We start from the raw sequence: 24895 nt of genomic DNA, 5'->3' as shown, positions 1-24895 counted from the left end.
CGGCATTGTTGCCCGGTGCTCACCGATACGGAGCCAGCAAAGGTGGCGAAGCACCTATCCTTGAGGGGCATGACGCGACTCAAATTAGCCACCCAAGTACTCATTGCAGTTCCGGCGGCGCTCGCGATTGCGTCGTGCAGCGCCACCGACGACACCACCGCTGAGACTTCAGCGGCAACGTCGGCGCCGGAAACGGTGACGGAAGCGGTCACCCAGGAAGCGACAGTCGAGACAGTCACGCAGCAACCCACCACCGAGGTCGACACCGCAGCCCCGCCGGCCGGGGCAACCACCCCAGCTGGCGACTGCACCACGCCGCCCACAGACCCACGCCAGCAATACGCCACCGGCACCGCTCCGGGACGCATGCCAGCCGAGAATCACACCGACACCAATTACTGGATCGAAGACATCGAGAATCACTACGATCCGTGCGCCCCGTTGAGCTGGATCACCTTCCGCGGTTCACTCGGCCGCGAAGACGGGCCGGCAGGCACCGGCGCCTCCATCAGTGACGGACTAGCGCTCTACGTCAACGGCCAGCCCGACGGCGAAATGCGGCTCTTTACCAAGGTAGAGAGCATTGAAATGCTTGACGACGGCCAGGTTCGCCTCACGTGGGGCGAGCGCGGAGGTGCCACCGCCGCAGGCATCACCGACCATTACACGGTGGATCTCACGGCCCAAAGCGGCACCGTGCAAGCGGTCGCCGGGGACACCGAGAAGTTCGCTCAGCTTTGGTCCCAACCCGGCTACCTGCTCAATTAAGCCCGCCGCCACGCGAAAAGCCCCGGCCGCAGCCGGGGCTTCAATCGTCGTCAAGCAGAAGCGCTACGCGGAGTGCTTTTCCTCGACACGCTTGATGGCCTCGTCAGCCACCATCTCCTGGATGCCCATGTCCAGCTCGGAGGTGAAGCCGACGCAGGAGCAGTTGATCTCACCGAGGACGTAGGTGTCTTCGCCGGTCTCGTCATCGTCGGCAAGCATGAAGTCCGCGGTCCAGATCAGCGGGATGTTGTCTCCGCCAAGGTTCTCAGCGATGACAGGGCGTGCCTCGGCGAACATGTCGACGAGCTCCTGCCACTCCTCCGGTTTCTGGTAGGTGTACTTCGCGCCGGAGAACAAGGTCGCGGAGAACGCGTCACCGCCCTCGGCCGGTTTTTTGTGCACGACGAAGACTGGGTGCGGGCCAACGAGGAGGATACGGATCTCACCCTCAGTGATGCGCGGCATGAAGCGCATGTCGACGAGCATGCCGTTGTCACCAACGATGTACTGCTCGCAGAAATCCATGAACTCGCCAAGTTCGCGATCCTCTGTGTGGTTGTCCACAGCTTCGGTGCACTTGAGCTTGGTGTCCAGCGGCAGTGCGGTGCCCGGCTCAACGTTGGCTGCCTGCGATTCGTCCGCGAGACGGACGCGCCAAATGCCCGAACCGGTGGAGCCGCGGTTCTGCTTCAGCACGCGCTCACCGTAGGACAGGGAGGTCGGGAAAGTGTTTTTGAAGGACTCCACGTCGTAGTACGCGGCAGTGTCGGACGGAACCAGGTCGGTCTGGTTGAGCTTCACCAGAGCGTCCTTGGCGCCGTAGGAGATCATCTCCTCCGGGGTGGACATGCCGACGAGGCCAGCCTCGGACAGGCGGGTGAGCAGGTCGAAGTAGCCCTTCTCGCCGCCCGGGATGTTGCCCGGGTTCACGCGGGAGATGTACGCGTCGAAGTTCTCGGAGACGTACTCAAAGAGGTCCGATGCCCACTCCGGACGGAAGTACACAACCTCTGCGTTCCAGCCCTTGTCCTTGATCGCGTTGACGATTGGCATGGTGTCTTTGCGGTGGCCGTCGATGTATTTGTCGGAGCCGCCCTCAACCTCGAAAACTACAATTGCCTTCTTCACTAGGATCCCTTTCGATGTTGATCGTGTTCCCGCATCGAACTCTAAGTCTTTTCTCGTGGGTTGGCCGGGGAAGACCGCCGGTTAGTGGTTAAGCTCACAAGACCCGTCTCAGCGCCGGAAACTCCCCTGATTTCGCCCAGTTGGGCAGCCCACTTCCCGCCAACGACGGTATCGTGGAGTGGCAATTTCATGGCGCCCAGGGAGAGGAATCATCGAAGTGGGAATTGAGCTTGAGCACAACCCGCAGTTCGAGACGTTCGCGCATCCAGAGAAGTTCGTTTCCGCCGCGTGGCTTTCTGCTCGCTTGGGCGTCGACGGCCTGAAGGTCGTGGAAAGCGACGAGGATGCCTACCTCTACGACATCGGCCACATTCCGGGCGCGGTGCGCATCGATTGGAACCGCGACCTCAACGACCCCGTCCAGCGCGACCTGATCGACGGCGCGGCGTTCGCCGCACTGATGCGCGAGCGGGGCATTTCACGCGACGACACGGTAGTGGTTTACGGCGACCGCGCGAACTGGTGGGCGGCCTACACCGCGTGGGTCTTCGAGCTGTTCGGCCACCCGGATGTGCGGCTTCTCGACGGCGGCCGCGACGCGTGGATGGGAGAAGAGCGCGACACGTCCTTCGCCGTGCCCACATACCCGGAAAGCGACTACCCCACCGTAGAGCGCAACGACACCCCGACTCGGACGTTCGCGACCGAGCTGCTCGACGGCTTGCGCGAGCAGGGCACGCCAATTCAAGGCATTCAGTTGATCGACGCCCGCACCCCCGAGCTTTACGCTGGCGATGAGGTCGCAGGGGCCGTCGATAAGCAACAAGCTCCGCTTGCCCTGCGGCAGGGACATATCCCTGGTGCTGTGAACGTGCCGTGGGGGCGATCGGTGTACCCGAATGCGCTGTTTCGCAGCGCAGATGAAATCGCCGAGATCTACAGCGACTTCGACCGCGACGCGCGCACCGTTATCTATTGCCAGATGGGGGAAAGCTCGGCGCACACGTGGTTCGTACTCACCCACATCCTGGGGTTCAAGGATGCTTCGCTTTACGACGGCTCCTGGATCGAATGGGGAAACATGGTTCGTGTGCCTATTGAGCGCGGCTCCGAAGCCACGCCCGAGCCCAACCCAGAACCTACGCAAGAGTAACTTAGTGCGGAAAACGCCGAGCGGGACTGTAATATGAAGCGGCACAGCCAAGATATGTTGGTAGACCTAACCATTTAGCAAATATTTAGTAAAGGCGGAATTACTCGTGCCTACTCCCCTATCGAAGGTGCTCATTGCCAACCGCGGCGAGATCGCCGTGCGCGTCATCCGCGCCGCGAAAGATGCTGGCCTCGCCTCCGTTGCTGTCTATGCAGAGCCCGACGCCGACGCCCCGTTTGTGGCGATGGCAGACGAGGCGTTCGCGCTGGGCGGCACTACCGCGGCGGAGTCGTACCTGGACATGGAGAAGGTGCTCAAGGCTGCGGCTGATTCCGGGGCTGACGCAATCCACCCCGGTTACGGGTTCTTGTCTGAGAACGCGGAGTTCGCGCAGAAGGTCATCGACGCGGGCCTGACGTGGATCGGCCCGTCGCCGGAGGCGATTGCGGCGCTCGGCGACAAAGTCACCGCCCGCCACATCGCTGAACGCGCCGATGCGCCAATGGCACCGGGCACGAAGGACCCCGTTGCGAACGCCGATGAGGTGGTCGCGTTTGCTGACGAGCACGGCCTGCCGGTAGCCATCAAGGCTGCCTACGGCGGCGGCGGGCGCGGTATGAAGGTCGCCTACACCCGGGAAGAGATTCCCGAGCTCTTCGAGTCGGCGACCCGTGAGGCCACCGCGGCGTTCGGCCGTGGAGAGTGCTTTGTCGAGCGCTATCTTGATAAGGCGCGCCACGTCGAGGCGCAGGTGCTTGCAGACCAGCACGGCAACGTCATCGTCGTGGGCACCCGCGACTGCTCCCTGCAGCGCCGCTTCCAGAAGCTGGTCGAAGAGGCGCCGGCACCGTTCTTGACCGACGCGCAGCGCGCGCGGATCCACGAAAGCGCGAAGGCGATCTGCAAGGAGGCCGGTTACTACGGCGCGGGCACGGTCGAGTACCTGGTCAGCGCTGGCACCGAGCAGCACCCGGAAGGCATCATCTCCTTTCTCGAGGTGAACACCCGCTTGCAAGTGGAGCACCCGGTCACCGAGATCACCACCGGCATTGACCTGGTGCGTGAACAGTTCCGCATCGCGTCAGGTGAGGAGCTTCGCTTTACGACGGACCCGGAACCGCGCGGACATGCCATCGAATTCCGCATTAACGGCGAAGACCCGGCAGTGAACTTCATGCCCGCACCAGGCACCATTACCGAGTACGTGGAACCGGCCGGTCCGGGCGTGCGCGTGGATTCCGGCGTGCGTGCTGGCTCTGTGGTCGGCGGGCAGTTCGACTCGATGCTGGCGAAGCTCATCGTCTACGGCGAGGACCGCGAGGAAGCTCTCCAGCGCTCTCGCCGTGCGCTGAGTGAGTACGTGGTGAAAGGGCTGCCGACCGTCATCCCCTTCCACCAGGCCGTTCTTGACGACCCCGCATTCATTGGCGACGGCGAGCACTTCGATGTCTACACCCGCTGGATCGAGGAAGCGTGGGTCAACAAGCTCGTCCCTGCGGATACTGATGCCGACGGCGACGCGGACGGTGCCGATCCGGATGGCGAGAACCGCACTTTTGCCGTGGAGGTGAACGGGCGTCGCATTGAGATTGCGTTGCCGTCGTCGCTGGTCTTCGGTGGCGGGCAGCGCAAGCGCCCGAAGAGGCGCAGCGCGGCCGGGTCCAAGGCTGCCGCCTCCGGTGATGCTGTTGCGGCGCCGATGCAGGGCACCGTAATCAAAGTCAACGTGTCCGAGGGTGAAGAGGTTGCGGAGGGCGACGTGCTCCTCGTCCTTGAAGCGATGAAGATGGAAAACCCGGTCAAGGCGCACAAGTCCGGCACGGTGACCGGTCTTGCGGCAGAGACGGGTGCGCAGGTGCAGAAATCTGCCGTCCTCATGGAGTTGAAATAGTGGTGGTTGAATCCGTGGAGTTCACGTTCCGACGCGCCAGGGAGGCGGACCGGACGTACCTGCAGCGCCTGAACTTCCTCGCCGACGCGTTCGGCGACGAGACCGCTGACCTGGAGCCGGACGTGCTTCCAGGGGTTGAGAAATACGTGGACGAGTGGGACCCCGAGCGTGACGGCGGCGTCATCGCCTTCGATGAGCTTCGTACCCCTGCTGGTGGCGTCTGGTTGCGCTATTGGTCGGAACCGCAAGATGGGTGGGCGAACCTCGGGCCGGACGTGCCAGAAATCGCCATCGCAGTCGAGAACCGGTACGCGGGACAGCGCCTCGGGGCACAGTTGCTGGGACAGGCGGTTCAGCTCGCTCGCGAGCAGGGCGCCACGCGCATCGCGCTGTGGGTGGATGCGAAGAACCCGCGGGCGCGCCACCGCTACGAGGAATTCGGGTTCACCGACCACCCGACCATTGAGGGCGCGATGGTCTATGCGCTGTAGGGCGATGGCGTAGACGTCGATAAGCAAAAAGCTCCGGGCAAACAACCCGGAGCTTTCCACTTTGGTGCGACTAGCTGATCACGACGACCAAGTCGCCGCCCTCAACCTTCGTTGCCTGCGACAGGGCCACGCGCTCGATGGTGCCGTCGACGGACGCGGAGATGGAGGCCTCCATCTTCATCGCCTCGATGGTGGCAACCTGATCGCCAGCCTTGACCTCGTCACCAGCGCTGACCGTCACGTTGACCACGCCGGCGAACGGGGCTGCGACGTGGCCCGGGTTCGCAGAGTCAGCCTTTTCCACCTCGGCGACGGTGGACTCGGCGTTCTCGTCGCGGATGGACATCGGGCGAACCTGGCCGTTGACGGTGAGGATGACTTGGCGCATACCCTTCTCATCCGGCTCGCCGACGGCATCGAGGCGCACCACCAGCGGCGGGGTGTTCGCGTCGATCTCGCCGTAGTAGATCATCGTCTCCTCGCCCTCTTCGAGGCCGTAGAAGAAGGTCTTGTCGCCGAGCTGGTCGGTGATGCCGTAGGCGCGCCTGTGCTCGAGGAACTCGTTGTACTGCTTCGGGAAGAGCAGCTTGTCCAGCGCGATGCGGCGAGTCTCGTGCTCGCCGCTCTCCAGCGCCGGGGCGAGTTCTTCCGGCACCTGCACGGTGTGGTCGACCTCGTCGCGGTTCTCCAGGGCCTTCTCGCGCAGCAGCGGCCAGCCACCCGGAGGCGTGCCCAGTTCACCCTGGAGGAAGCCGATCACGGACTCCGGGATGTCGTACTTGCGCGGGTTTTCGGCGAACTCCTCCGGGCTGACACCCTGGCCCACCAGCTGCAGGGCAAGGTCGCCGACGACCTTGGAAGAGGGGGTCACCTTCGTCGGGCGGCCAAGGATCTCGTTCACGCCAGCGTAGTAGTCCTCCACCAGCTCAAAGCGGTCCTCAAGACCCAGCGCCTTTGCCTGGGTGCGCAGGTTGGAAAGCTGACCGCCCGGGATCTCGTGCTTGTACACGCGGCCGGTCGGGCCCGGGATGCCGGACTCGAATGGGGCGTAAACCTGGCGCACGGCCTCCCAGTACGGTTCGAGGTCGGACACGGCCTGCAGAGAGATGCCAGTGTCGCGCTCGGTGTTGGCGAAGGCGGCGACAAGTGCGGACATCGACGGTTGCGAGGTGGTGCCGGCCAACGGTGCGGACGCCACATCGACGACGTCCGCGCCGGCGTTAGCGGCAGCGAGGTAGGTGGCCAGCTGGCCGCCAGCGGTGTCGTGGGTGTGGACGTGGACCGGCAGGTCGAAGCGTTCACGCAGGGCGGTGACCAGTTTCGCGGCCGCTGCCGGGCGCATCAGGCCAGCCATGTCCTTGATCGCCAAGACGTGGGCACCAGCGCCCACGATCTCCTCAGCGAGGTTGAGGTAGTAGTCAAGGGTGTAGAGGTCTTCAGCCGGATCCAGCAGGTTGCCGGAGTAAGCCATCGCAACCTCGGCGACGGTGGTGTTGGTCTCCAACACCGCGTCGATGGCCGGGCGCATCTGGGAGACGTCGTTCAGCGCGTCGAAGATGCGGAAGATGTCGATGCCGGAAGCCGCAGCCTCCTGCACGAAGGCACGTGTCACCGAATCCGGGTACGGGGTGTAGCCGACGGTGTTGCGCCCGCGCAGCAGCATCTGGATGTTCACGTTCGGCAGGGCCTCGCGGATCTCGTCGAGGCGCATCCACGGCGACTCGTGGAGGAAGCGCATGCCCACGTCAAAGGTCGCGCCGCCCCAGGCCTCAACCGAGGTCAGTTCCGGGGTGAGGTGGCCGACGTGCTTGGCCGCCGCGACAAGGGTGTTGGTGCGGATACGAGTTGCCAGCAGCGACTGGTGAGCGTCGCGGAAAGTGGTCTCGGTGACGCCGAGCGCCGTCTGGTTGCGCAGCTTCTCTGCCCACTTCACCGGGCCGAGCTCAAGCAGTTCGTCGCGCGAGCCGCGCGGGGTCTCGCCGTATTCAGCACGCGGGAGCTTCTTCGACGGTTGGATGTTCGTCGGGCGCGGGCCGTTCGGCTTGTTCACCGTCACCGAGGCAAGGTAGTTGAGGATCTTGCCGGCATCATCGGCGGCGTCCGGTGCGTCGAGCAGGTTCGGGTGATCCGCGATAAAGCCGGTGTTGATGCGCTCGTGGCGGAATTCTGGCTCGGACAGCAGCGCGCGCAAGAAGCCGATGTTGGTGGAGACACCGTCAACGGCGAACTCGTTGAGCGCACGCAGTGCGCGGTCCACGGCGACCTGGAAGTTGCGCCCGCGGCACGTCATCTTCACCAGCAGTGAGTCGAAGTTCGGGGTGATCGTGGTGCCGACGGCCACGGAGCCGTCGAGACGCACGCCCGCACCGCCCGGGGAGCGGTAACCGGTGATCGTTCCGGAGTCGGGCCGGAAGCCGTTCTTCGGGTCCTCGGTGGTGATGCGGCACTGCAGCGCCGCACCGTTGACCTCGATAAGGTCCTGGGTGAGGTGCACATCCTCCAGCTTCGCGCCGGCGGCGATGTACATCTGGTTCTTCACGATGTCGACACCGGTGACCTCCTCAGTCACCGTGTGCTCGACCTGCACACGCGGGTTCATCTCGATGAACACGTGGTTGCCCTGCTCATCCACCAGGAACTCGACGGTGCCAGCACCCTCGTAGTTGATCTCCTTGCAGAAGTTCACCGCATCCTGGCAGATGCGCTGGCGCTGCTCCTCAGTAATGTGCTGTGCCGGCGCGATCTCCACCACCTTCTGGTGGCGGCGCTGCACCGAGCAGTCGCGCTCGAAGAGGTGCACCACGTTGCCGTGAGAGTCCGCCATGATCTGCACTTCGATGTGCTGCGGGTTGATCACGGCACGCTCGATGTAGACGCTTGCGTCGCCAAAGGCGGCCTCCGCCTCGCGGGATGCCTCCGCAGCCAACGACTCTACGTCCTCCAGCTTCTCAATAAAGCGCATGCCGCGTCCGCCACCACCGGCGACCGCCTTGACGAAGACCGGGAACTCGAAATCCTTCGCGTACTCCGCGAGCTGCTTCGGATCCGAAGACGGCTCCGAGTCCTTCAGCACTGGAAGACCAGCGCGCTCAGCAGCCTGCACCGCGGCGGACTTGTCGCCGGTCAGATCCAGCGTCTCCGGGGTTGGGCCAATGAACTTGATGCCGTTGTCGCGGCAAGCGCGCGCCAGATCCGCGCGCTCGGAAAGGAACCCGTAGCCCGGGTAGATCGCGTCCGCGCCGGTCTCCTTGGCGGCGCGAATAATTTCGTCGATGTCCAGGTAAGCCTTGACCGGCTGGCCCTCAACACCGATCTGAACCGCCTCATTGGCAAACGGGCGGTGGAAGGAGTTGCGGTCCTCGCGGGGGTACACGGCGACGGTCTTTGCACCGGTCTCAAATGCGGCGCGGAACGCGCGCACTGCGATCTCGCCGCGGTTGGCGACCAAGATCTTCTTGAAGGAGGGCAGGTCGTTGAGCGGAAGCGTATCCGGATTCATAGGGTGTCCTTTCCGTAGCGAAGGAGCAAGAAGGGTTTAGAGCACAATTCGGCTGAATGTAGTTTAAGTCTAGTTCAGTCCCGGTGTGGCGAATAGGTCATACGAACAACAACGCGGGCGTCGTTAAGCAAAATGCTCCGACGCCCGCGACCGCTGACCTTACTTTTCTACATGGCGCTCGTCCGGGCCGTTGTAGGCGGACAGCGGGCGGATCAGCGAGTTGTTCTCGAACTGCTCAATGATGTGCGCGGTCCAGCCGGTGATGCGGGACATAACGAACAGCGGGGTGAAGAACTCGATGTCGAAACCGAGGATGTAGTACGCCGGGCCGGACGGGAAGTCCAGGTTCGGGCGGATGTTGATCGAGGTGTTCTCGTACATCGTCTTGGCCATGATGTCGTACATCTCGACCCACTTCTGGGAGTCCTTCTCCGGGTGCTCGGCGGCGAGCTTCTTGAACGCGGCCTCCATGGTGGGTACGCGGGAGTCGCCCTTCTTGTACACGCGGTGGCCGAAGCCCATGACAAGCTCCTTGTTCTTGAGCTTGTTCAGGCACCACTCCTCTGCCTTCGCCGGGTCGCCGATCTCCTCCATGTGGTGCATGACGAACTCGTTCGCGCCGCCGTGCAGCGGGCCCTTCAGCGCGCCGATAGCGCCGGTGATCGCAGACCAGCCGTCCGACATCGTCGACGCGATGGTGCGGGCTGTGAAGGTGGACGCGTTGAAGGAGTGCTCAGCGTAGAGGATCATGGTCTTCTCAAACGCCTCAATGTCGGACGGGATGTTCGCCGGGGACTTCTCGTCGCCGAAGACCATCCAGAGGAAGTTCTCGCTAAAGCCCTTCTCCTTCGACGGGGCGATGTACTCCTTGCCCTGGCGGCGGCGAATGTCGGTGGCCACGATGGTCGGGAGCTTGGCCAGCAGCTGGCGGCCGATGGACTGCAGGTGCGCGACGTCGGTGGTGAACTTCTCCGGGTCGTGGGTGCCCAGGTAGCTCACGGCGGTGCGCAGGACGTCCATCGGGTGGCAGTCCTTCGGCAGGAAGTTGATCACCTGGATCAGTTCCTCGTCGATGTCGCGGTTGGCCATGCATCCGCCGCGGAAGTCCGCGAGCTCCTGCGCGTTCGGCAGCTCGCCGTTCCACAGCAGGTACGCGACCTCTTCGAAGGTGCAGTGTTCCGCGAGCTCCTGCACCGGGTAACCGCGGTAGAGCAGGGAGTTCGTCTCCGGGTTGACCTTGGACACAGCGGTGTAGTCGGCGACAACGCCGTTGAGGCCTTTGCGGATATCTGGCTCGGTCATGATGGTTCTCCTTTTCGGCTGGGTTGGAAGGGCTTGGAGCTACTCGGATTCCGTCTGGAACGTGGACTGGTAAGTGTCCTTCGAGTAGGTGAAGACGGACTGGTCGAACTGGTTGTACTCGTCGTAGCGGACGAGTTCGTAGAGGCGGGAGCGGTGCTGCATCTTGTCCAGCCACGGCTCCTGGGTGCCGGTGGCGGCCATGTCGCGCAGCATTTCCTCGGCCTGGCCCATCGCCAGGCGGAAGGTGGTCACCGGCCAGATCACGGCGTTGTAGCCGAGCTCTTCAAGGCGCGGGGCGGGGATGAGGTCGGTCTTGCCGAACTCGGTCATGTTCGCCAGCAGCGGGATGTCGACAGCGGCGCGGAACTGCTCGAAGTCGGCCTCCGAGTACAGCGCCTCGGTGAAGATCATGTCCGCGCCCGCGTCGGCGTAGGCCTTGGCGCGCTCGATGGCTTCGTCGATGCCTTCGATGCCGGCGGCGTCGGTGCGGGCACAGATGACAAACGCGTCGTCGTGGCGCTCGCGCACAGCGGCGGTGATGCGGCGCACCATAAGATCGCGCGGCACGACTTCCTTGCCGTCCAGGTGGCCGCAGCGCTTCGGGTTCACCTGGTCCTCCAGGTGCAGCGCCGCGAGGCCGGCAGCCTCAAACGCTGCAACGGTGCGCGCGGCGGACATCGGCTCGCCGAAGCCGGTGTCGGCGTCGATGAGCACAGGCAGGTTCGTCGCACGGGCAATTTGGCCACCGCGGTGCGCCACCTCAGTGAGGGTGGTCAGGCCGATGTCCGGTAGGCCGAGGTCGTTGGCCAGCACCGCACCCGAGACGTAGACACCCTCGAACCCGCCGATATCCTCAATCAGGCGCGCGGTCAGCGGGTTGAAAGCACCCGGAAGCTTGGTAATCGTCTCGCTGGCAAGCGATTCTCGCAATGCTTGTCGACGCTCACGTGGAGTCTTCTCCGGTGCGAACATTAGAAGATACCTCCCGGGATCTCCGGCGCCTCAGCGCGCGCAGCTTCATTGACCACGATGTTGAGCTCGGACAGGTCGGTGAGGTTCTCCAGGTTCTGCACGGCCTCAAGGAAGCGGTCCTGTTCCGCCTGGTCGACGATGCCCTCGGCCAGGGTGCGGAATTTGTTGATGTAGTTGTCACGCTTGAACGGGCGGGCGCCGAGCGGGTGCGCGTCGGCCACAGCCATCTCGTCCTCGATGACGGAGCCGTCGTTGAAGGTGATGACGGCCTTCGCGCCAAATGCCTTCTCGTTCGGGTCCGTCGAGTGGTAGCGGCGGGTCCACTCTTCGTCCTCGACAGTGGAGATCTTGTGCCACAGCTCCACGGTTTCCGGGCGGCCCGCGCGCTCCGGCAGGTAGGAATCCACGTGGTGCCAGGTGCCGTCTTCAAGCGCAACGGCGAACATGTACATGATGGAGTGGTCCAGCGTCTCGCGGGATGCCGTCGGATCCATCTTCTGCGGATCGTTCGCGCCGGTGCCGATCACGTAGTGGGTGTGGTGAGAGGTGTGCAGCACGATGGACTCGATGTCCGCGGTGGACTTGCCCTCCTCTTCGATGGTGGCCTTGATGCGGCGCGCGAGGTCGATCGGAGCCTGCGCCTGGTACTCGGCGGAGTGCTCCTTGGTGTAGGTGTCCAGGATTGCGCGCTTGCCTTCGCCAGGCTCAGGCAGGGGAACCGTGTAGGTGCGCTCCGGGGAGTGCAGCATCCAAGCGATGACGCCGTCCTCGCCTTCCCAGATCGGCGCCGGTGCGCCTTCACCGCGCATCGCGCGGTCAACCGCCTCGATGGCCATCTTGCCGGCGAACGCCGGAGCGGATGCCTTCCAAGAGGAGATCAGGCCCTTGCGGGACTGGCGGGTCGCAGTCGTGGTGTGCAGCGCCTGGCCGACTGCCTGGTAGATGGTGTCCACGTCCAGATCGAGCATGGTGCCGATGCCGGCCGCGGCCGACGGGCCGAGGTGCGCGACGTGGTCGATCTTGAACTCGTGCAGGGAGATGCCCTTGACCAGGTTGACCTGGATCTCGTAGCCGGTAGCGATGCCGCGGATGAGCGCCTTGCCGTCGAGCCCCTTGTGCTGCGCGACGGCGAGGATCGGCGGAATGTTGTCGCCCGGGTGGGAGTACTCCGCAGCCAGGAAGGTGTCGTGGTAATCAAGCTCGCGCACGGCGGTGCCGTTCGCGAACGCCGCCCACTCCGCGGAGTACGCGCCGTCGATGCCGAAGACCTGCGCACCGTTTTCCTGCACGGGGTGCGCCTCTGCCATCACGCGGGCGGTGGTGACCGGGCGGCGGGCGTAGGAGGCAACCGCGACCGACGCATTGTCGATGATGCGGTTAATGATCATTTCCTTGGTGTCTTCCGGCACCTCGACCGGATCGGCGGCGACTTGGGCGATCTTGTACGCCAGGTGCTCTTCAATCGGGAAGTCCTCGGCGGACTTACGCGTGCGTACCTCGTGCTCAATCATGCAGGTCAGCTCCTTAACGGATCCTTTGCGGAAGTCGAAATGAAAGTCGAATACAGCGTTGCGTTGGGCCCGGCCTCACTCGGGCCGAGCGTCACACCTCATAGTAGGGGCCAAAGTGTGGCGTGGGTCATGATCTAAGTTGCGTAAAACTGTGTCGTGATGCCGCGCTTTTTGTAAACTCTGTAAAAGCTCAGCTCACGCCCATTTTTCCGGAGGCAACCAGTTTGGCCAAGCATTATGCGGGGGCACGGATTCACACACTTCGCACGCACCGCGGTCTCACTCAGGTCGAGATGGCGCGCAAACTGGGCATCTCCACCAGCTACCTCAACCAGCTCGAGAACGACCAGCGCCCCCTGACAGTCACGGTGCTGCTGCAACTGACCCGCGTCTTCGGGGTCGAGGCCTCCTTCTTCTCTTCCGACGCGCAGCAGCGCACCCTCGGCGAACTCGCAGAGCTGCTTCCGAGCGTCGCCGATGACGAACTCGCCAATTTTGCCCATCGGTTTCCATCCATCGCTGAGGCAGTCTTGAGCATTCCATCGCTTATCGACGCTTCGTCATCAAACCCCCACCTCATCGTCCGCGACTTTTTCCAGGACAACGAGAACTACTTCCACGACCTGGACGAGGCTGCCGAACGCTTCGCGCTCCAGGCGCCCTCGCGGCAGCTGCGGCTGACGCGTTTGGCCGCGGCGTTTGACCGGGATTTCGGCTACTCGGTGCGCTTTAACCAACCGAGTGCGGGTGCGAGGTCAGTCGTCGATAAGCATGCTCGCGAGATTCGGCTGCGAGCCGGCCTGACTGAAGCCCAGCAGACCTTCGAGCTTTCCTACCACTATGGCCGCATCGCGCATGCGAGCTTGATTGATGCGCACGTGGCACAGATTGGGAACGAGCCAGCACGCGAGCTGGGCCGCCATGGGCTGGGGCAGTATTTTGCCGCGGCGGTAACCATGCCGTACGGCGAGATTCTTACCGCCGCCGAGGCGACGCGCTACGACATCGACATGATCGCGGCGCAGTTCGGCACCGGTTTTGAATCGACCTGCCAACGCCTGGGCACGCTGCAGCGACCCGGCGAGCGGGCAGTGCCTTTTGTGTTTGTGCGCACCGATCGGGCCGGCAACATCTCGAAGCGGCAGTCCACGACGTCGTTTCACTTCTCGCAGCGCGGCGGCACGTGCCCGCTGTGGGTGGTGCACCGCGCGTTCGAGACCTCGAACCGTGTGACCCGGCAGGTCTCCGTGATGCCGGATGGCCGGACGTATTTGTGGATGGCGCGCATGGTGCAGGGCCCGCCACTGGGGTTTGGCACCCCGCGGCAGGAAAATGCCGTCGCGCTTGGCTGCGATGCGGCGTACGCCGACCGGCTTGTCTATGCAGACGGACTTGACCTCTCCCCTACCTCGGCGACACCGATCGGTCCAGGATGCGAGACGTGCCCGCGCAGCGCCTGCCCGCAGCGCGCGTTCCCGGCGATGGTGCCGACGCAGTGAGCCGGTCGGGCCAGCGCGGCCGGTCTGGCTAGTCCAGATCGGTGCGGCTGATCAGGCGGCGCGCCGCCTCGGTGATGGAGCCGGACAGCGACGGGTAAACCGCCATCGAGTTCGCCAGCTGGCGCACGGTGAGGTTGTTGGTCACGGCGATGGTGATGGAGTGGATGAGCTCGGACGCAGTCGGCGCGACAATCACGCCGCCGATGACCACGCCGGAACCCTTGCGAGCAAAGATCTTCACAAAACCGTGCTGCAGCGAGCGCATCTTCGCGCGCGCGTTGGTGGCCAGCGGGAGTTTGTAGATATCGGCCTCGACCTCGCCGTCGGTGATCTGCTGCTCGGTCACACCCACCGCGGCGATCTCCGGGCGGGTGAACACGGCGTTGCCCACCGTCTTCAGGCGGATCGGGGCGACGCCCTCGCCGAGCGCGTGGTCGACGGCGATGCGACCCTGCTGCGCCGCGACCGAGGCCAGCGGCATGAGGTCGGAGCAGTCGCCGGCGGCGTAGATGCCAGCCACGTTTGTGCGCGACACGCGGTCGACGTGGATGTGGCCCGACGGGGTCACCTCGATGCCTGCGGCCTCGAGGTTGAGGTCGGCGGTGTTCGGGATGGAGCCGATGGACATCATGACGTGGGAGCCTTCGATCTCGCGACCGTCGGTGGTGCGCACGATGACGCCCTCGCCGGTGTTTTCCACGTTGTCCACGCGGGCGTCCTTCTCCAGCTTCACGCCGAGGTTCTGCAGCACCGTCTCCAGCACGTCGGCGGCGTCCGCGTCGTCGTGCGGAAGGATGCGGTCGCGCGACGCCACCATGGTCACTGGCACACCGAGCTCCGCGTAGGCGGAGACAAACTCGGCACCGGTCACGCCGGAACCGACCACGATGAGGTGCGTCGGCATCTCGATCAGGTCGTACATCTGGCGCCAGTTGAGGATGCGCTCGCCGTCCGGCTCGGCGCCCTTGAGTACGCGCGGTGACGCGCCGGTGCACACCAGCACCATGTCGCAGTCGATGCGCTCCTCGCTGCCGTCGGCAAGCTGTGCCACCACACGATGGGTGGTGTGGCCCGACTGCTCGCTGGCGAAGCGTGCGCGACCGTTCAAAATTCGCACGCCGACACGGTCGAGCTGCGCATAAATGTCGCGCGACTGTTCCGCGGCGAGCGCAACCACGCGGTTGTTCAACGCCGACAGGGACAGCGATGCGTCGCCCAGGCCGTGGTTCAGGCCCATGTCGTCGGCGCGTCGCAGGTCGGTCTTAATGTTCGCGCCGGCGATGAACCCCTTTGACGGCACGACGTCCTTCCGAATCGCCGAGCCACCCGCGCCCTGGTCTTCAATCAGTGTGATGTCCGCACCGTACTTCGATGCGACAAGCGCCGCCTCATAGCCTGCCGGGCCTCCACCCATGATGACGAGTTTCTTGGACACGTTGCGTACTCTCCTGTGTTCAAGTTCGTGGTTACCGTGCAAAAATACGCAGGCCAGTCTAGGTGAACTCCTGGCTATTCGCTGGCAATATCGTGGCGGGAGTCACGCTCCGCGTGGTTTGCGGCGTAGTACTTCTCCACGATCGAGGCGAAGAGTCGCACTCCGACGCCGATAGCGCGTTCGTCGATAAGCAAATTGCCCTGGTGCAGGTCTGGCTTTTCCCCCTTGCCGTCCCACGCACCGAGACGAACCATGGTGCCGGGGACGTGCTCGAGGTACCAGGAGAAGTCCTCGCCACCGGACGACTGCGGTGCGGCGACGATCGCGTGCGGGTCGATCGCGCGGCCGGCCTCGACGGCGAGTGCGGTGGCGGCGTCGTCGTTGAGCACGGGTGGCACGCCGCGGATGTAATCGAGCTGGTAGGTGCAGCCTGTCGGCGCAACGATGAGGTCGATGAGGTCGGTGAGCAGATCCTCCAACGCGCGCCACGTGCCGATGTCCGCCGTGCGCACCGTGCCGGCAAGCAGTCCCTGCTTCGGGATCGCATTCGGCGCGTCGCCCGCTTCGACGTGGCCGAAAACCAGCACAGTGCCGGTGCGCGGGTCGACGCGCCGCGACAACAGCGCAGGCAGCTGCGTCGCTAACGCGCCGAGCGCGTAGACCACGTCCGAGGTCAAATGCGGCCGCGCAGTGTGCCCGCCGGGGCCGTCTAGGCGCACCCGGATCACATCAGCGGCAGAGGTGATCGCACCGGCGCGCACGCCGATCTGGCCCACGCGCAGCTTCGGCTCCACGTGCAGCGCGAAGATCGCCGCGACCCCGTTCAGCCCACCCCATTCGATGACATCGAGCGCGCCGCCGCCCATCACTTCCTCGGCCGGCTGGAAAATGCAGCGCACGCCGAAAGGAATGTCCACCGACGCCAGCGCGCACGCGAGCGCAAGCACCACCGTGGTGTGCACGTCGTGGCCGCACGCGTGCGAAATGCCCGGGATGATCGAGGCGAAGTCCAGCCCGGTCTGCTCAGGCACGCGAAGCGCGTCGATGTCCGCGCGAAACGCCAGGCGCTCTCCGCCGTCGGGCCCGATGTCCACGTAACAGCCGGTCCCCGGAAACCGCACGGCCTGGAGCCCGTGCTGGGCCAGCACCTCAACGATGAAGTCGGTCGTGTCCACCTCTTGGTTGGACAGCTCCGGGTGCGAGTGGATGTGGCGGCGCCACCCAATGACGGTGTCTAGGTGCGCACCCAACCACGCGTCCACGCCTGCCGAGATCGCCTCCGCCACCCGCTTGTCCTCCTCACCGTTGTGTGCTTTGTTCTGGGCAGAAGCTTACGCCAGCGCCGAATCCGCGTTGCGCCGAGGTCAACAGGTCCCTCGCACGCGCGGCGCTACGGCAGGCGGTACACCGCGTCGTCGAACCGCGGCTCTGCCGCGGGGGCACCTTGGCGCAGGTAAGACTCATGAAACCGCGCCGTGTCCAGCGGTTCGTTCGGCCACCGCAGAGCGATCTCCACCGCGGCCTCAACCTCCCGCACCAAACCCTGCGCCACAAACGGCTTGCCCACCAGCTCCCCCGCGCCTGGCAGCAACGCAGCCGGCGGCACGTAGAGCGCTGCGGCGAGGCGGTAGACCGTGCTCAAGGTCGGGTCCGCAGCCCGAGCCCCGTTGTAATCATTGCGTTCCAGATTCGAGATCAGGCTTCGCGAGACCCCCGCCAGCTCCGCCAGCCGCGTCTGCGTCAGCCCCCGCATCACCCGGATCGTTTTCACGCGGTTTCCCAAGCTCAAGGCATACGATGCCCAATACGCCTGCGGCAACAACTCCCCCATCAGCAAAGCCCCCCAGCTTCATCCCCCGCACATTTCGTGCTCGCGGCAATAGCGTATCGCAGCCACCGGCACTGCGCCACGGTTCGGTTGCCGGGGGCTACAGCTCGATGTTGCGCGGGCCGTACAAGCGGTCGCCGGCATCACCCAGGCCGGGCACAATGTAGGCCTGCTCGTTCAGGGCAGGATCAATCGTCGCAGTCACAAGCCGGACCGGTCCCCCATGAGCTTCAAGCTTATCGACGCCCGGTTGAGCGCTCACCATACACACACACGTAATATCGTCCGCCCCACGCTCGACGAGCAGGTCGATGGCGTGAATGAGCGACCCGCCGGTGGCCAGCATCGGGTCGACCAGGAACACAGGCTGACCCGACAGATCCTCCGGCAGCGCCTCAAGGTACGGCACCGGCTGGTGGGTCTCTTCGTCCCGAGCCATGCCGATGAATCCCACCTGAGCGTCCGGGATCATCTTCAGCGCTGGGTCGATCATGCCCAGGCCTGCACGGATAATCGGCACAATGATTGGCGGTGTCTTCAACCGTGCGCCGGTCGCGGCGCCCACCGGCGTGACGGTGTCAAACGTCTCTACAGGTAGATCGCGGGAAGCCTCGTAGATCAGCATGGTGCCCAGGTCCGAAAGCGCGGCACGGAAGGCGGCGTTATTGCTTCGCTCGTCGCGCATGATGGTCAGCCGAGAGGCGGCCAGCGGGTGGTTTACAACGGTGATATCCATGCGCACCATGGTAAGCCAGCGTGAAGCCCGGGCAGCGGAAAAGTACTCGGCGAGCATTGCGGTGGAACCGAGCCCAACATTTGTGCGTCTAAGTAGGCATGAACGTCTTCGAACTCGATTCTTCAGTCGTCGCCGCGCACACCACGTCCCTTCGAAGGGATGCTTCGACTCTGCAACCCTTGCACCCCATCGTCATGCCACCCAAGACCCCTTCACCCGCGTTTCGCGCCGCCATCACCCACGCGCTTGAGTGGGCGAACTGGCGCGCAACGGCCGTCAGCGACGAAGCTCGCCGGGTCGCGGGCGCCATGGACCTCACTGTCGGCGCTGCGGACACGGTAGACGGGAAGACTTGCACCACACTGGGAGGTTTCCTGTGATCATCCCCGCGAAAGCCTCCGTGGAGGCGTCTGATCTCGTGGATAAGCGAATCGGCCTCGCGCTTGATGTGCTGGGACCGAACAAGTTCGGAATCGACCCGCTGTTCTGTGCGGTCCAGATCATGGCCCAAAAACCAGAACTCATTCCCACCCTGCCCGGTTACGCAACGCCGAGCTTCGAAGCGTTCACGCCGCTGGCCAAGCTCGTCGGCGCAGACCCGAGCGCCCACTTCGATGCCGTTGAAGCGCTGGCAGAGCATCGCGCCGCGATTAGCGACGCCCTCGTCGGCGGCAACACCCTCACCGCGACTGCAGCGACACAGATGGTGGCGATCGCAGCCAGCGTTGTCCCTGCCGCGAGTGCCGCCGCGGCACTGGCGACTCCGGCGGGGCCAGCAGCGCAGCTGGCGGCAGTAGCAAGCGCCGTTATGATCAAGCTCAACGAAGCCGCGATGACGATCCTCGACTTGCAAGACGGGCTCGACGAAATCGCGGAACGACTCTCCAAGGAAACCGAACGTTCAATGCGAGTCCAGCTTCCCGGCACCGCCCCGGGCGCGGGCGAGGCAGTCGAGCAGCTCAAGCGCTTGGCGGGCACGCTGTCTCCCGCAGCGTCAGGAGAAACTGTCGCCGATCCGCCGCACACCGATCCAGCGGCTGCGCCGCAGCCGTCTCCGTCAGCACCTCCCGAGGTCAAACCGGTTGAGGTACCGGCGGAGCCGAAACCCGCGCACACTGTCTCACCGGCCACCGCAGCGCAACCGGCCACCGCAGCGCAACCGACTGCGCACGCAGAGCCAACCTTGGAAGCCACCGCTGCACCGACCGCCGCAGCACCAGCCACCACGACTGCCGGTTCGGCCATCGGAGTCGCAGCGGTTGAGGCTGCAAAAACACAGCTGGGCACGCCATATGTGTGGGGCGGGAGCCAGCCCGGTGGCTTCGATTGCTCCGGGTTGACGTCGTGGGCGTACCAACAGGCTGGGCATGAGATTCCTCGGGTGGCGGCTGACCAGGCCGTCGGCAAGCAAGTGTCCTATGAGGAGCTGCAACCTGGAGATTTGGTGATTTGGTCGGGGCATGCGGCGATGTACGCGGGCGATGGGATGATGATTGAGGCGGGTGACCCCGTACAGATGAACCCGGTGCGCACCGAAAATATCGGCATGCCGTTCATGGGGTTCTGGCGGCCTACCGGATAGACAGCGGTAGGGAAACAATTTAGTAGAGTTTCCCTCCATGAGCACCCGTGCAATCCTCCCTGTCAAGGTTTCGCTGACCGCCGGCGACTTCTACACGCTGTGGGCCCCCACATGGAAAGAGAAGGGCTCTGAGTGGCAGGCGTTCTTGGGCGACGACGAATCCGTCCTCGCCTTCCACTCGCCTGAGGAGCTGCTGGTGTTTTTGAACACCACCGCGCAGCATGACCTGACCGACCACCCGAAGTGGGCGAACTTCCAGGCACAGGGCGACGATCGCGTGGTGCCGAGCGAGAAGCAGTACTACGACATCGTCGGGGCGCCGAACTTCTTGGCAGATCGCCCCAGCCACGGGAACGTCTCGCAGCTGTCGCGCGTGCTGCAGCTTTCGCGCTCGCTCGCTGAGGTGGCGAACGCGGAGCAGGCGCAGATCTTCTTTGCGTCTCACTCAATTCTGGCGAACGTCGCGCGCGGCTCCGAGCACTACTCGGGCGACGCTGGCCTCGACGAGTGGTCCGGTGTCGGCCGTGTAGTTCTGGCGAACTGGGAAAACGTCGTGCACTCACTTGATGGTGCCGTGCGAGTAGTGGAAACCAGCGAGCTGGACGCGGAGGCTGTCGCTTCCGCTGGGACCGCGATCACCGCGGCGCAGGAGGAGCGCGCCCGCCGCCGCGAGGAGCAACAGAAGCAGGAAGTTGCGCAGGCTGCGGCCGAGGACCCGTACGACGTGTCGCCGTGGGCGACGGCAGGCATCGATCCAGTGAAGATCACCGTCCAGGGCAAAACCGTCTACACGCTGCGCACCTACCTGGGTTCGGCGCCGGTGTTCCTGGGCAAGTACGGCGAAATCTTCACCTTCCCCACCCCGAAGCACCTCGGCCGCTGGATTCTGGAGAACGACGACCACGAGCTCGCGGGCGTGTCCACCTGGCAAGACCTGATGAACGCGGCGAACGCCGGCGAGCTGAAAGTGGAGGTCCACCCGGACAACGCCTACTCCTTCAACGGCATTGCCGAGGACATCACGAAGGGGCCGGACGCAGTCGACACCGAGCAGATGACGAAGGCCTACGAGGTGCTTGCCGATGCCGCAGACTGGGCGAAGGACGACTCGCTGAATTCCTTCCTGCTGGCTAACCCGCGGATGCAGGACTACCTGGCGTACATGATGGGCTCGACCGAGTCCGCCGGCTACGTACCCTCTGCCCCGTTCACTGACAAGGCTGAGGCGTGGACCGAGATGGAAGACCAGCTGACCAAGCGGTTCTCCAAGTTCTAGGGGTTCTAGGCAACCATGGCGGGCGGGGAATCTGCGGAGCTCCAAGCGAAGCTGCGGCATTTCATGCACCTGATGCGCGTGGCGAGTGCGGACCCGCAGGGCCGCAACGCGTTCTCCGGCCAGGGCCGCGTGTTGAAGCTCCTTTCGCTGCAAGACGGAGTGACACAAAAGGACCTGGCCGCGGTGCTTGGGATCCGCTCGCAGTCGCTGGCGGAGTTGCTTTCGAAGATGGAGGCCAAGGGGCTCGTATCGCGCGCTCCGAATCCGCAGGATAAGCGCACGAGCATCGTGACGCTTACCGACGGCGGCAAAGCAGCCGCCAAGGAACACGACACCGCCGAGGAGTTCGACCCATTTAGCGCTCTCTCTGAGCGGGAGCGAGTAGGCCTCGCTGGATTCTTAGACAAGCTAATCGCCGCCGCAGAATCCCACATGACCCCCGAAGATTTCCCGCCGACCCCCCTCAAATGGCCCCCACCTTCGCCGTCCGGCGACGCCTGGGGCCCACCTCCCCCGCCACGCGGCCAGCACCCCGGCCCGCCACCGGGCCCGCCCCCAGATTTCCTGCGCTAGGCGGTGTCGCGATCGCTGTCGCGCCGCTGCGGCAACACCGCCACGTCCTCACGCTGCGCGTCCGGAGCCATCCCCGGTGCCCCCGGCATACCCATGTCACCCGGGCATCTGGCCGCCTCCGGGCATCTGGCCGCCTCCGGGCATCTGGCCGCCTCCGGGCATCTGGCCGCCTCCGGGCATCTGGCCGCCGCCGGGTCCGCCCATGCCACCACCGCGCGACGCGGTGTTCGCGCTCACCTCGGTGCCGTTGACGCTGTACGTGGCGGAAGGATCAATGTCCGGCGACGAGTACACGACGTTCACCACATCTTTCGGGGTGGTCAAGGAGGCAACAGGGTTGCCCGCCTGATCGCTCACGGTAATTTCTGCGCCGGCTCCCGCCGTCACGCTGCTTTGCAACCACCCTTGCGAGCTCGACGAAGACGGCGACTCAGCCATTCCGGCCGAACCGAGAGCCCATAGCTCACCTCCGCTCACGTCGAGTCCGCCCGCGACATCGATTGCACCGTTTGCGTCGTTCGTCGGCCCGAAAACAGTGACAGTGCCGCCTGTGACCGCTGCGGTGCCGTTCGAGTCGATACCGTCACCGCCCGCGTTGACGGTGACAGCCCCGCCCGTGATAGCGAGGTGCTCGCCGGTGTTCTCGCCCATCGGGCCACCCCCGGGTTCGCCCATCGGGCCACCCGGCGCGCCGCCCATCTCCTGAGGACCTGCCGCATCTTCTGCCGCCTCTTCCTCCGCCTCTTCCTCGGCCTCGTCCGCCTCCGCCGCGGCAAGGCCCTCCTCTACGGTGGTGGAGCCGGAGGCGTTGATGCCGTCATCAGTGGCCGTGAGGTCAACTTTTCCACCGGACACCGTGATCAGGCCGGCCTCGAGGGCTTCCTCGGATTCGGTGACGGTGACATCCGCGCCGTCAAGGACTGCGGCGACCTCGGCGTGCACGCCATCATCCCCGGCTGCTACCCCGACGGTGCCGCCGCTTAAACGGAGCGCACCGTCGGAGTGGATGGCGTCGTCGGAGACGTCGATAAGCAAAGCCCCCTCGGACATGAGCGCGAAGCGCCCGGCGTTGACCCCCTTATCCGTGGCTCGGAGCTCAATCGTGCCGCCGGTGACCAGCACGTCGTTGTGGGCGCTGAACGCATCGTCGCCTGCATCGACGGTGATGTCGCCGCCGGTAACCGCGATCCAGCCCTTCTGCTCGTCGTCATCCTTCGACGAGGCGATACCGTCGCCGCCCGCCTTCAGTTCGAGCGTGCCGTCGGCCACGGTGACGGAATCGGTGCCGCGCAGCGCGTCGTCGCCTGCGTCCACGGTGACACGCCCGGAGGTGACCACGAGATCGTCCTTGGCCACCACGCCGTCGCCGTCGGAGGAGACCTCAAGCGAACCATCGCCAGTCACCGTCAGGTTGCCGGTGGCATGGATTGCGCCTTCGTCGGTGAGGATGTTGGAGGCATCCAGGTGCGAGTCGCCGGTGAGAACGAGCGCGGCGGACGAAGCGTCGATAAGCAATTGCCCCGTGATGTCGGCGCTGTCGAGCACGAGCACCACTGTCTCCCCCGGCGCGTCGACGGTGACGTTGCGCGCGTCGCCGCTGATTCGGTAGGTGCCAGCTTCCGTGATCGCCCCGCCGTCCCAATCGACGGCCTCGCCCGCGGCCTCGACAATCTCGGGCGCGCCGAGCGCGGCCAGTTGCTCGCTTGCGGTGGGCGGGTTCACGGTGGAGCTTTCGCTTGTCGACGCCACCGTTGACGCCACGGTCGACGTCACCTCAGCCGTTTCAGCCACAGGCTTCACGGCCACTTCGGTCGAGCAGGCGGACATCGTCAGTGCTGCCGCAGCGGCGAGGGCAAGAATGGGTTTACGCATGGTTGGGGGTCCTTTCGAAGTAATCGGTGAGTGTGCGGTGCCAGTTGTTGGCCGGGAGTTGCGGGTGCAGCGCCGCCATGCCGCAGCCAAATTTGGAGACGCGGCGGGGACGGTGGCCGTGGGCGAAGAGAAGCTGGTCGATGGAGGACGGCGTGCGGCCCGATTTCGTTTCGATGATGACGAGATCGAGGTCTGCGATGCGCCGGCCCGCGGATTCCCAGACCAAGTCGCGGTCCACGGTCGCGCGGCCGGGATCCGGCGGCGACAACGTGGTGCGCCGGTAGGTGTTTCGCATAACCGGGGCGAGATCGAGGGGACCGAGGGTGTCGGTGACGAAGTTCCACGCGCCGGGCCCGTCATAAGGGACGCGGTTTTTCACAGTCACTCCTCGCGGGCCTTTGGTTTTCACCTCGAGGAATTGCGCGCCGGTGTCCACGTACGTCCGGACGCGCACCTTGAAGCGGCCGCGGCGCTTTCGGGCGGCGCCGTAGTAGCTCTGGAGATCGGCGGTGTCGAAGTAAGTGGTGTCGTAGCGCTGAGAGGTGGTCCCGGCGACGGTGAGGACTCGGGTGGCGTTTGGCAACGCGTCGAAAAGCTGTTGTGCCTCGGACTCGTGCAGGAGGTACTTGCGGTCGACCCGCGTCATCATGGCGTCGGTACGAGTGAGTTCGTCGAGCGTGATCGTTTCCATCTAGACACCCACCGGAAGGTTGATGGGAGCCTCGCGGCGCAGCTGCGCGGCAACGAGGGTGGTGTCGTTGACTGTGTCGAGGCGGAGCACCTCGAGCGCCAGGACTGTCGCGCCGGTGAGCTCCTCCACGCGCGCTTGGAGCTCATCCCGATCAGCGAGCGCGCGGTCGACGACAATCTCTTCCTGGTGGGTGGCCTTGGACATCCCGTCCGCTGCGGCGAGCACGCCGACGATGAGTGCGCTTGCGGCGGCAGCGGTGAGGGGCGAGTTTGAGATGCCGCAGATCAGGCCGATGGCGAGCACCGCGAAGTAGTACGCGACCTCGCGCTGCGAAATCTCGGAGGAACGCAGTCGAATGATGGACAGCACGCCGAATAGCCCCATGCCCAAGCCCGCTCCGACATCCGCGGTGGCGAGCACAGCTGAGACAGCGAGAACGCCGACGTTGACCCCGAGGAACGCGACAACCAGGTCGCTGCGGCGGTGGCGCGGGTAATAGACGGCGAAAACAAGGAACGCGACCGCCGCAAGATCGATGGCGGCGGTGGTGAAGGTAGTGAAGGTGTTGAACATGGGAATAAGTGTGCAACCAAACTATGTAGGTACCCACGTATATCACTGCTGGGCCCTAAGGAGCTTTGCGCCACTTTCCTGAACGCTGTCTGTACGCTTCCTGTGGCCAGTTGGA

21 protein-coding genes are annotated in these 24895 nt (G+C 64.7%); 9 read left to right on the top strand and 12 right to left on the bottom strand.

What is annotated here, in order from left to right:
• Positions 1 to 69 precede the first annotated feature (69 nt).
• Positions 70 to 768 (top strand): hypothetical protein, encoded by a 699-nt coding sequence (locus CGLAU_RS02600; RefSeq protein WP_095659353.1) that lies wholly within the window; start codon positions 70 to 72, stop codon positions 766 to 768.
• Positions 769 to 831: 63 nt separating this feature from the next.
• On the opposite strand, the gene CGLAU_RS02595 is transcribed toward CGLAU_RS02600, so the two are convergent.
• A complete protein-coding gene (locus CGLAU_RS02595) occupies positions 832 to 1896 on the bottom strand; it encodes a Cj0069 family protein (RefSeq protein WP_095659352.1) in 1065 nt (354 codons plus the stop codon).
• Positions 1897 to 2113: 217 nt separating this feature from the next.
• Here CGLAU_RS02595 and CGLAU_RS02590 point away from each other — a divergent pair, with 217 nt between their 5' ends.
• The 3 genes from CGLAU_RS02590 to CGLAU_RS02580 all read left to right on the top strand — a co-directional run bounded on the left by CGLAU_RS02590 (position 2114) and on the right by CGLAU_RS02580 (position 5431).
• Positions 2114 to 3049: a sulfurtransferase gene (locus tag CGLAU_RS02590; protein WP_095659351.1), complete on the top strand. Its 936-nt coding sequence runs from the start codon at positions 2114 to 2116 to the stop codon at positions 3047 to 3049.
• A gap of 106 nt (positions 3050 to 3155) precedes the next feature.
• Positions 3156 to 4940, top strand: a complete 1785-nt coding sequence (locus CGLAU_RS02585) for an acetyl/propionyl/methylcrotonyl-CoA carboxylase subunit alpha (protein ID WP_095659350.1) — start codon at positions 3156 to 3158, stop codon at positions 4938 to 4940.
• Between the two features lie 2 nt (positions 4941 to 4942).
• Positions 4943 to 5431, top strand: a complete 489-nt coding sequence (locus CGLAU_RS02580) for a GNAT family N-acetyltransferase (RefSeq protein ID WP_232507164.1) — start codon at positions 4943 to 4945, stop codon at positions 5429 to 5431.
• 70 nt (positions 5432 to 5501) lie between these two features.
• On the opposite strand, the gene CGLAU_RS02575 is transcribed toward CGLAU_RS02580, so the two are convergent.
• The 4 genes from CGLAU_RS02575 to prpD all read right to left on the bottom strand — a co-directional run bounded on the left by CGLAU_RS02575 (position 5502) and on the right by prpD (position 12715).
• Entirely contained in the window at positions 5502 to 8930 is a 3429-nt protein-coding gene (locus tag CGLAU_RS02575; protein ID WP_095659349.1) for a pyruvate carboxylase, read from the bottom strand.
• A 159-nt stretch (positions 8931 to 9089) separates the two neighbouring features.
• Positions 9090 to 10232 (bottom strand): bifunctional 2-methylcitrate synthase/citrate synthase, encoded by a 1143-nt coding sequence (locus CGLAU_RS02570; RefSeq protein WP_095659348.1) that lies wholly within the window; start codon positions 10230 to 10232, stop codon positions 9090 to 9092.
• Positions 10233 to 10271: 39 nt separating this feature from the next.
• Positions 10272 to 11204 carry a methylisocitrate lyase gene (prpB, locus tag CGLAU_RS02565; RefSeq protein ID WP_095659347.1) on the bottom strand — a complete coding sequence of 311 codons (933 nt, stop codon included), beginning with the start codon at positions 11202 to 11204 and terminating at the stop codon, positions 10272 to 10274.
• Complete coding sequence (prpD, locus tag CGLAU_RS02560; RefSeq protein WP_095659346.1) at positions 11204 to 12715, bottom strand: 2-methylcitrate dehydratase PrpD; 1512 nt, start codon at positions 12713 to 12715, stop codon at positions 11204 to 11206. Before prpD ends, prpB begins: the two co-directional genes overlap by 1 nt.
• A gap of 224 nt (positions 12716 to 12939) precedes the next feature.
• Here prpD and CGLAU_RS02555 point away from each other — a divergent pair, with 224 nt between their 5' ends.
• A complete protein-coding gene (locus CGLAU_RS02555) occupies positions 12940 to 14214 on the top strand; it encodes a short-chain fatty acyl-CoA regulator family protein (RefSeq protein ID WP_095659345.1) in 1275 nt (424 codons plus the stop codon).
• Positions 14215 to 14242: 28 nt separating this feature from the next.
• On the opposite strand, the gene CGLAU_RS02550 is transcribed toward CGLAU_RS02555, so the two are convergent.
• From CGLAU_RS02550 to upp, 4 genes are all read right to left on the bottom strand, one after another.
• Positions 14243 to 15649, bottom strand: coding sequence for an NAD(P)H-quinone dehydrogenase (locus CGLAU_RS02550; protein WP_095659344.1), 1407 nt, complete (start codon positions 15647 to 15649; stop codon positions 14243 to 14245).
• A 74-nt stretch (positions 15650 to 15723) separates the two neighbouring features.
• The gene (locus CGLAU_RS02545) at positions 15724 to 16935 is read right to left on the bottom strand and encodes an amidohydrolase (RefSeq protein ID WP_095659343.1); all 1212 of its coding nucleotides are present in this window, start codon (positions 16933 to 16935) and stop codon (positions 15724 to 15726) included.
• Positions 16936 to 17039: 104 nt separating this feature from the next.
• Complete coding sequence (locus CGLAU_RS02540; protein ID WP_415877140.1) at positions 17040 to 17420, bottom strand: helix-turn-helix transcriptional regulator; 381 nt, start codon at positions 17418 to 17420, stop codon at positions 17040 to 17042.
• A 157-nt stretch (positions 17421 to 17577) separates the two neighbouring features.
• Positions 17578 to 18213, bottom strand: coding sequence for a uracil phosphoribosyltransferase (gene upp / locus CGLAU_RS02535; RefSeq protein ID WP_095660987.1), 636 nt, complete (start codon positions 18211 to 18213; stop codon positions 17578 to 17580).
• 98 nt (positions 18214 to 18311) lie between these two features.
• Here upp and CGLAU_RS02530 point away from each other — a divergent pair, with 98 nt between their 5' ends.
• From CGLAU_RS02530 to CGLAU_RS02515, 4 genes are read left to right on the top strand one after another with little or no spacing between them, the layout of a single operon-like run.
• Complete coding sequence (locus CGLAU_RS02530; protein WP_095659341.1) at positions 18312 to 18593, top strand: hypothetical protein; 282 nt, start codon at positions 18312 to 18314, stop codon at positions 18591 to 18593.
• Positions 18590 to 19795 (top strand): C40 family peptidase, encoded by a 1206-nt coding sequence (locus CGLAU_RS02525; RefSeq protein ID WP_232507162.1) that lies wholly within the window; start codon positions 18590 to 18592, stop codon positions 19793 to 19795. The genes CGLAU_RS02530 and CGLAU_RS02525 overlap by 4 nt, the downstream gene beginning before the upstream one ends.
• Before the next feature lie 37 nt (positions 19796 to 19832).
• A complete protein-coding gene (locus CGLAU_RS02520) occupies positions 19833 to 21071 on the top strand; it encodes a hypothetical protein (RefSeq protein WP_095659340.1) in 1239 nt (412 codons plus the stop codon).
• A 15-nt stretch (positions 21072 to 21086) separates the two neighbouring features.
• Positions 21087 to 21644, top strand: a complete 558-nt coding sequence (locus tag CGLAU_RS02515; protein ID WP_095659339.1) for a MarR family winged helix-turn-helix transcriptional regulator — start codon at positions 21087 to 21089, stop codon at positions 21642 to 21644.
• Positions 21645 to 21740: 96 nt separating this feature from the next.
• On the opposite strand, the gene CGLAU_RS02510 is transcribed toward CGLAU_RS02515, so the two are convergent.
• The 3 genes from CGLAU_RS02510 to CGLAU_RS02500 are packed head-to-tail and all read right to left on the bottom strand — an operon-like array spanning position 21741 to position 24780.
• Positions 21741 to 23516 carry a carbohydrate-binding domain-containing protein gene (locus CGLAU_RS02510; RefSeq protein WP_095659338.1) on the bottom strand — a complete coding sequence of 592 codons (1776 nt, stop codon included), beginning with the start codon at positions 23514 to 23516 and terminating at the stop codon, positions 21741 to 21743.
• Entirely contained in the window at positions 23509 to 24207 is a 699-nt protein-coding gene (locus CGLAU_RS02505) for a polyphosphate polymerase domain-containing protein (RefSeq protein ID WP_095659337.1), read from the bottom strand. Before CGLAU_RS02505 ends, CGLAU_RS02510 begins: the two co-directional genes overlap by 8 nt.
• Positions 24208 to 24780: a DUF4956 domain-containing protein gene (locus CGLAU_RS02500; RefSeq protein ID WP_095659336.1), complete on the bottom strand. Its 573-nt coding sequence runs from the start codon at positions 24778 to 24780 to the stop codon at positions 24208 to 24210.
• Positions 24781 to 24895: the final 115 nt, after the last annotated feature.

This window comes from Corynebacterium glaucum, from assembly GCF_002287505.1.
Lineage (GTDB): Bacteria > Actinomycetota > Actinomycetes > Mycobacteriales > Mycobacteriaceae > Corynebacterium > Corynebacterium glaucum.
Note: the sequence above shows the minus strand (reverse complement) of the source record. Positions and strands in the feature narration are given on the sequence as shown.

Bases quoted from the DNA above. Each gene is read 5' to 3' on its own strand.
- CGLAU_RS02600 (WP_095659353.1), top strand. From the start codon at position 70: ATGACGCGACTCAAATTAGCCACCCAAGTACTCATTGCAGTTCCGGCG.
- CGLAU_RS02575 (WP_095659349.1), bottom strand. From the start codon at position 8,930: ATGAATCCGGATACGCTTCCGCTCAACGACCTGCCCTCCTTCAAGAAG.
- CGLAU_RS02570 (WP_095659348.1), bottom strand. From the start codon at position 10,232: ATGACCGAGCCAGATATCCGCAAAGGCCTCAACGGCGTTGTCGCCGAC.
- prpB (WP_095659347.1), bottom strand. From the start codon at position 11,204: ATGTTCGCACCGGAGAAGACTCCACGTGAGCGTCGACAAGCATTGCGA.
- prpD (WP_095659346.1), bottom strand. From the start codon at position 12,715: ATGATTGAGCACGAGGTACGCACGCGTAAGTCCGCCGAGGACTTCCCG.
- upp (WP_095660987.1), bottom strand. From the start codon at position 18,213: ATGGATATCACCGTTGTAAACCACCCGCTGGCCGCCTCTCGGCTGACC.
- CGLAU_RS02530 (WP_095659341.1), top strand. From the start codon at position 18,312: ATGAACGTCTTCGAACTCGATTCTTCAGTCGTCGCCGCGCACACCACG.
- CGLAU_RS02520 (WP_095659340.1), top strand. From the start codon at position 19,833: ATGAGCACCCGTGCAATCCTCCCTGTCAAGGTTTCGCTGACCGCCGGC.
- CGLAU_RS02515 (WP_095659339.1), top strand. From the start codon at position 21,087: ATGGCGGGCGGGGAATCTGCGGAGCTCCAAGCGAAGCTGCGGCATTTC.
- CGLAU_RS02510 (WP_095659338.1), bottom strand. From the start codon at position 23,516: ATGCGTAAACCCATTCTTGCCCTCGCCGCTGCGGCAGCACTGACGATG.
- CGLAU_RS02505 (WP_095659337.1), bottom strand. From the start codon at position 24,207: ATGGAAACGATCACGCTCGACGAACTCACTCGTACCGACGCCATGATG.
- CGLAU_RS02500 (WP_095659336.1), bottom strand. From the start codon at position 24,780: ATGTTCAACACCTTCACTACCTTCACCACCGCCGCCATCGATCTTGCG.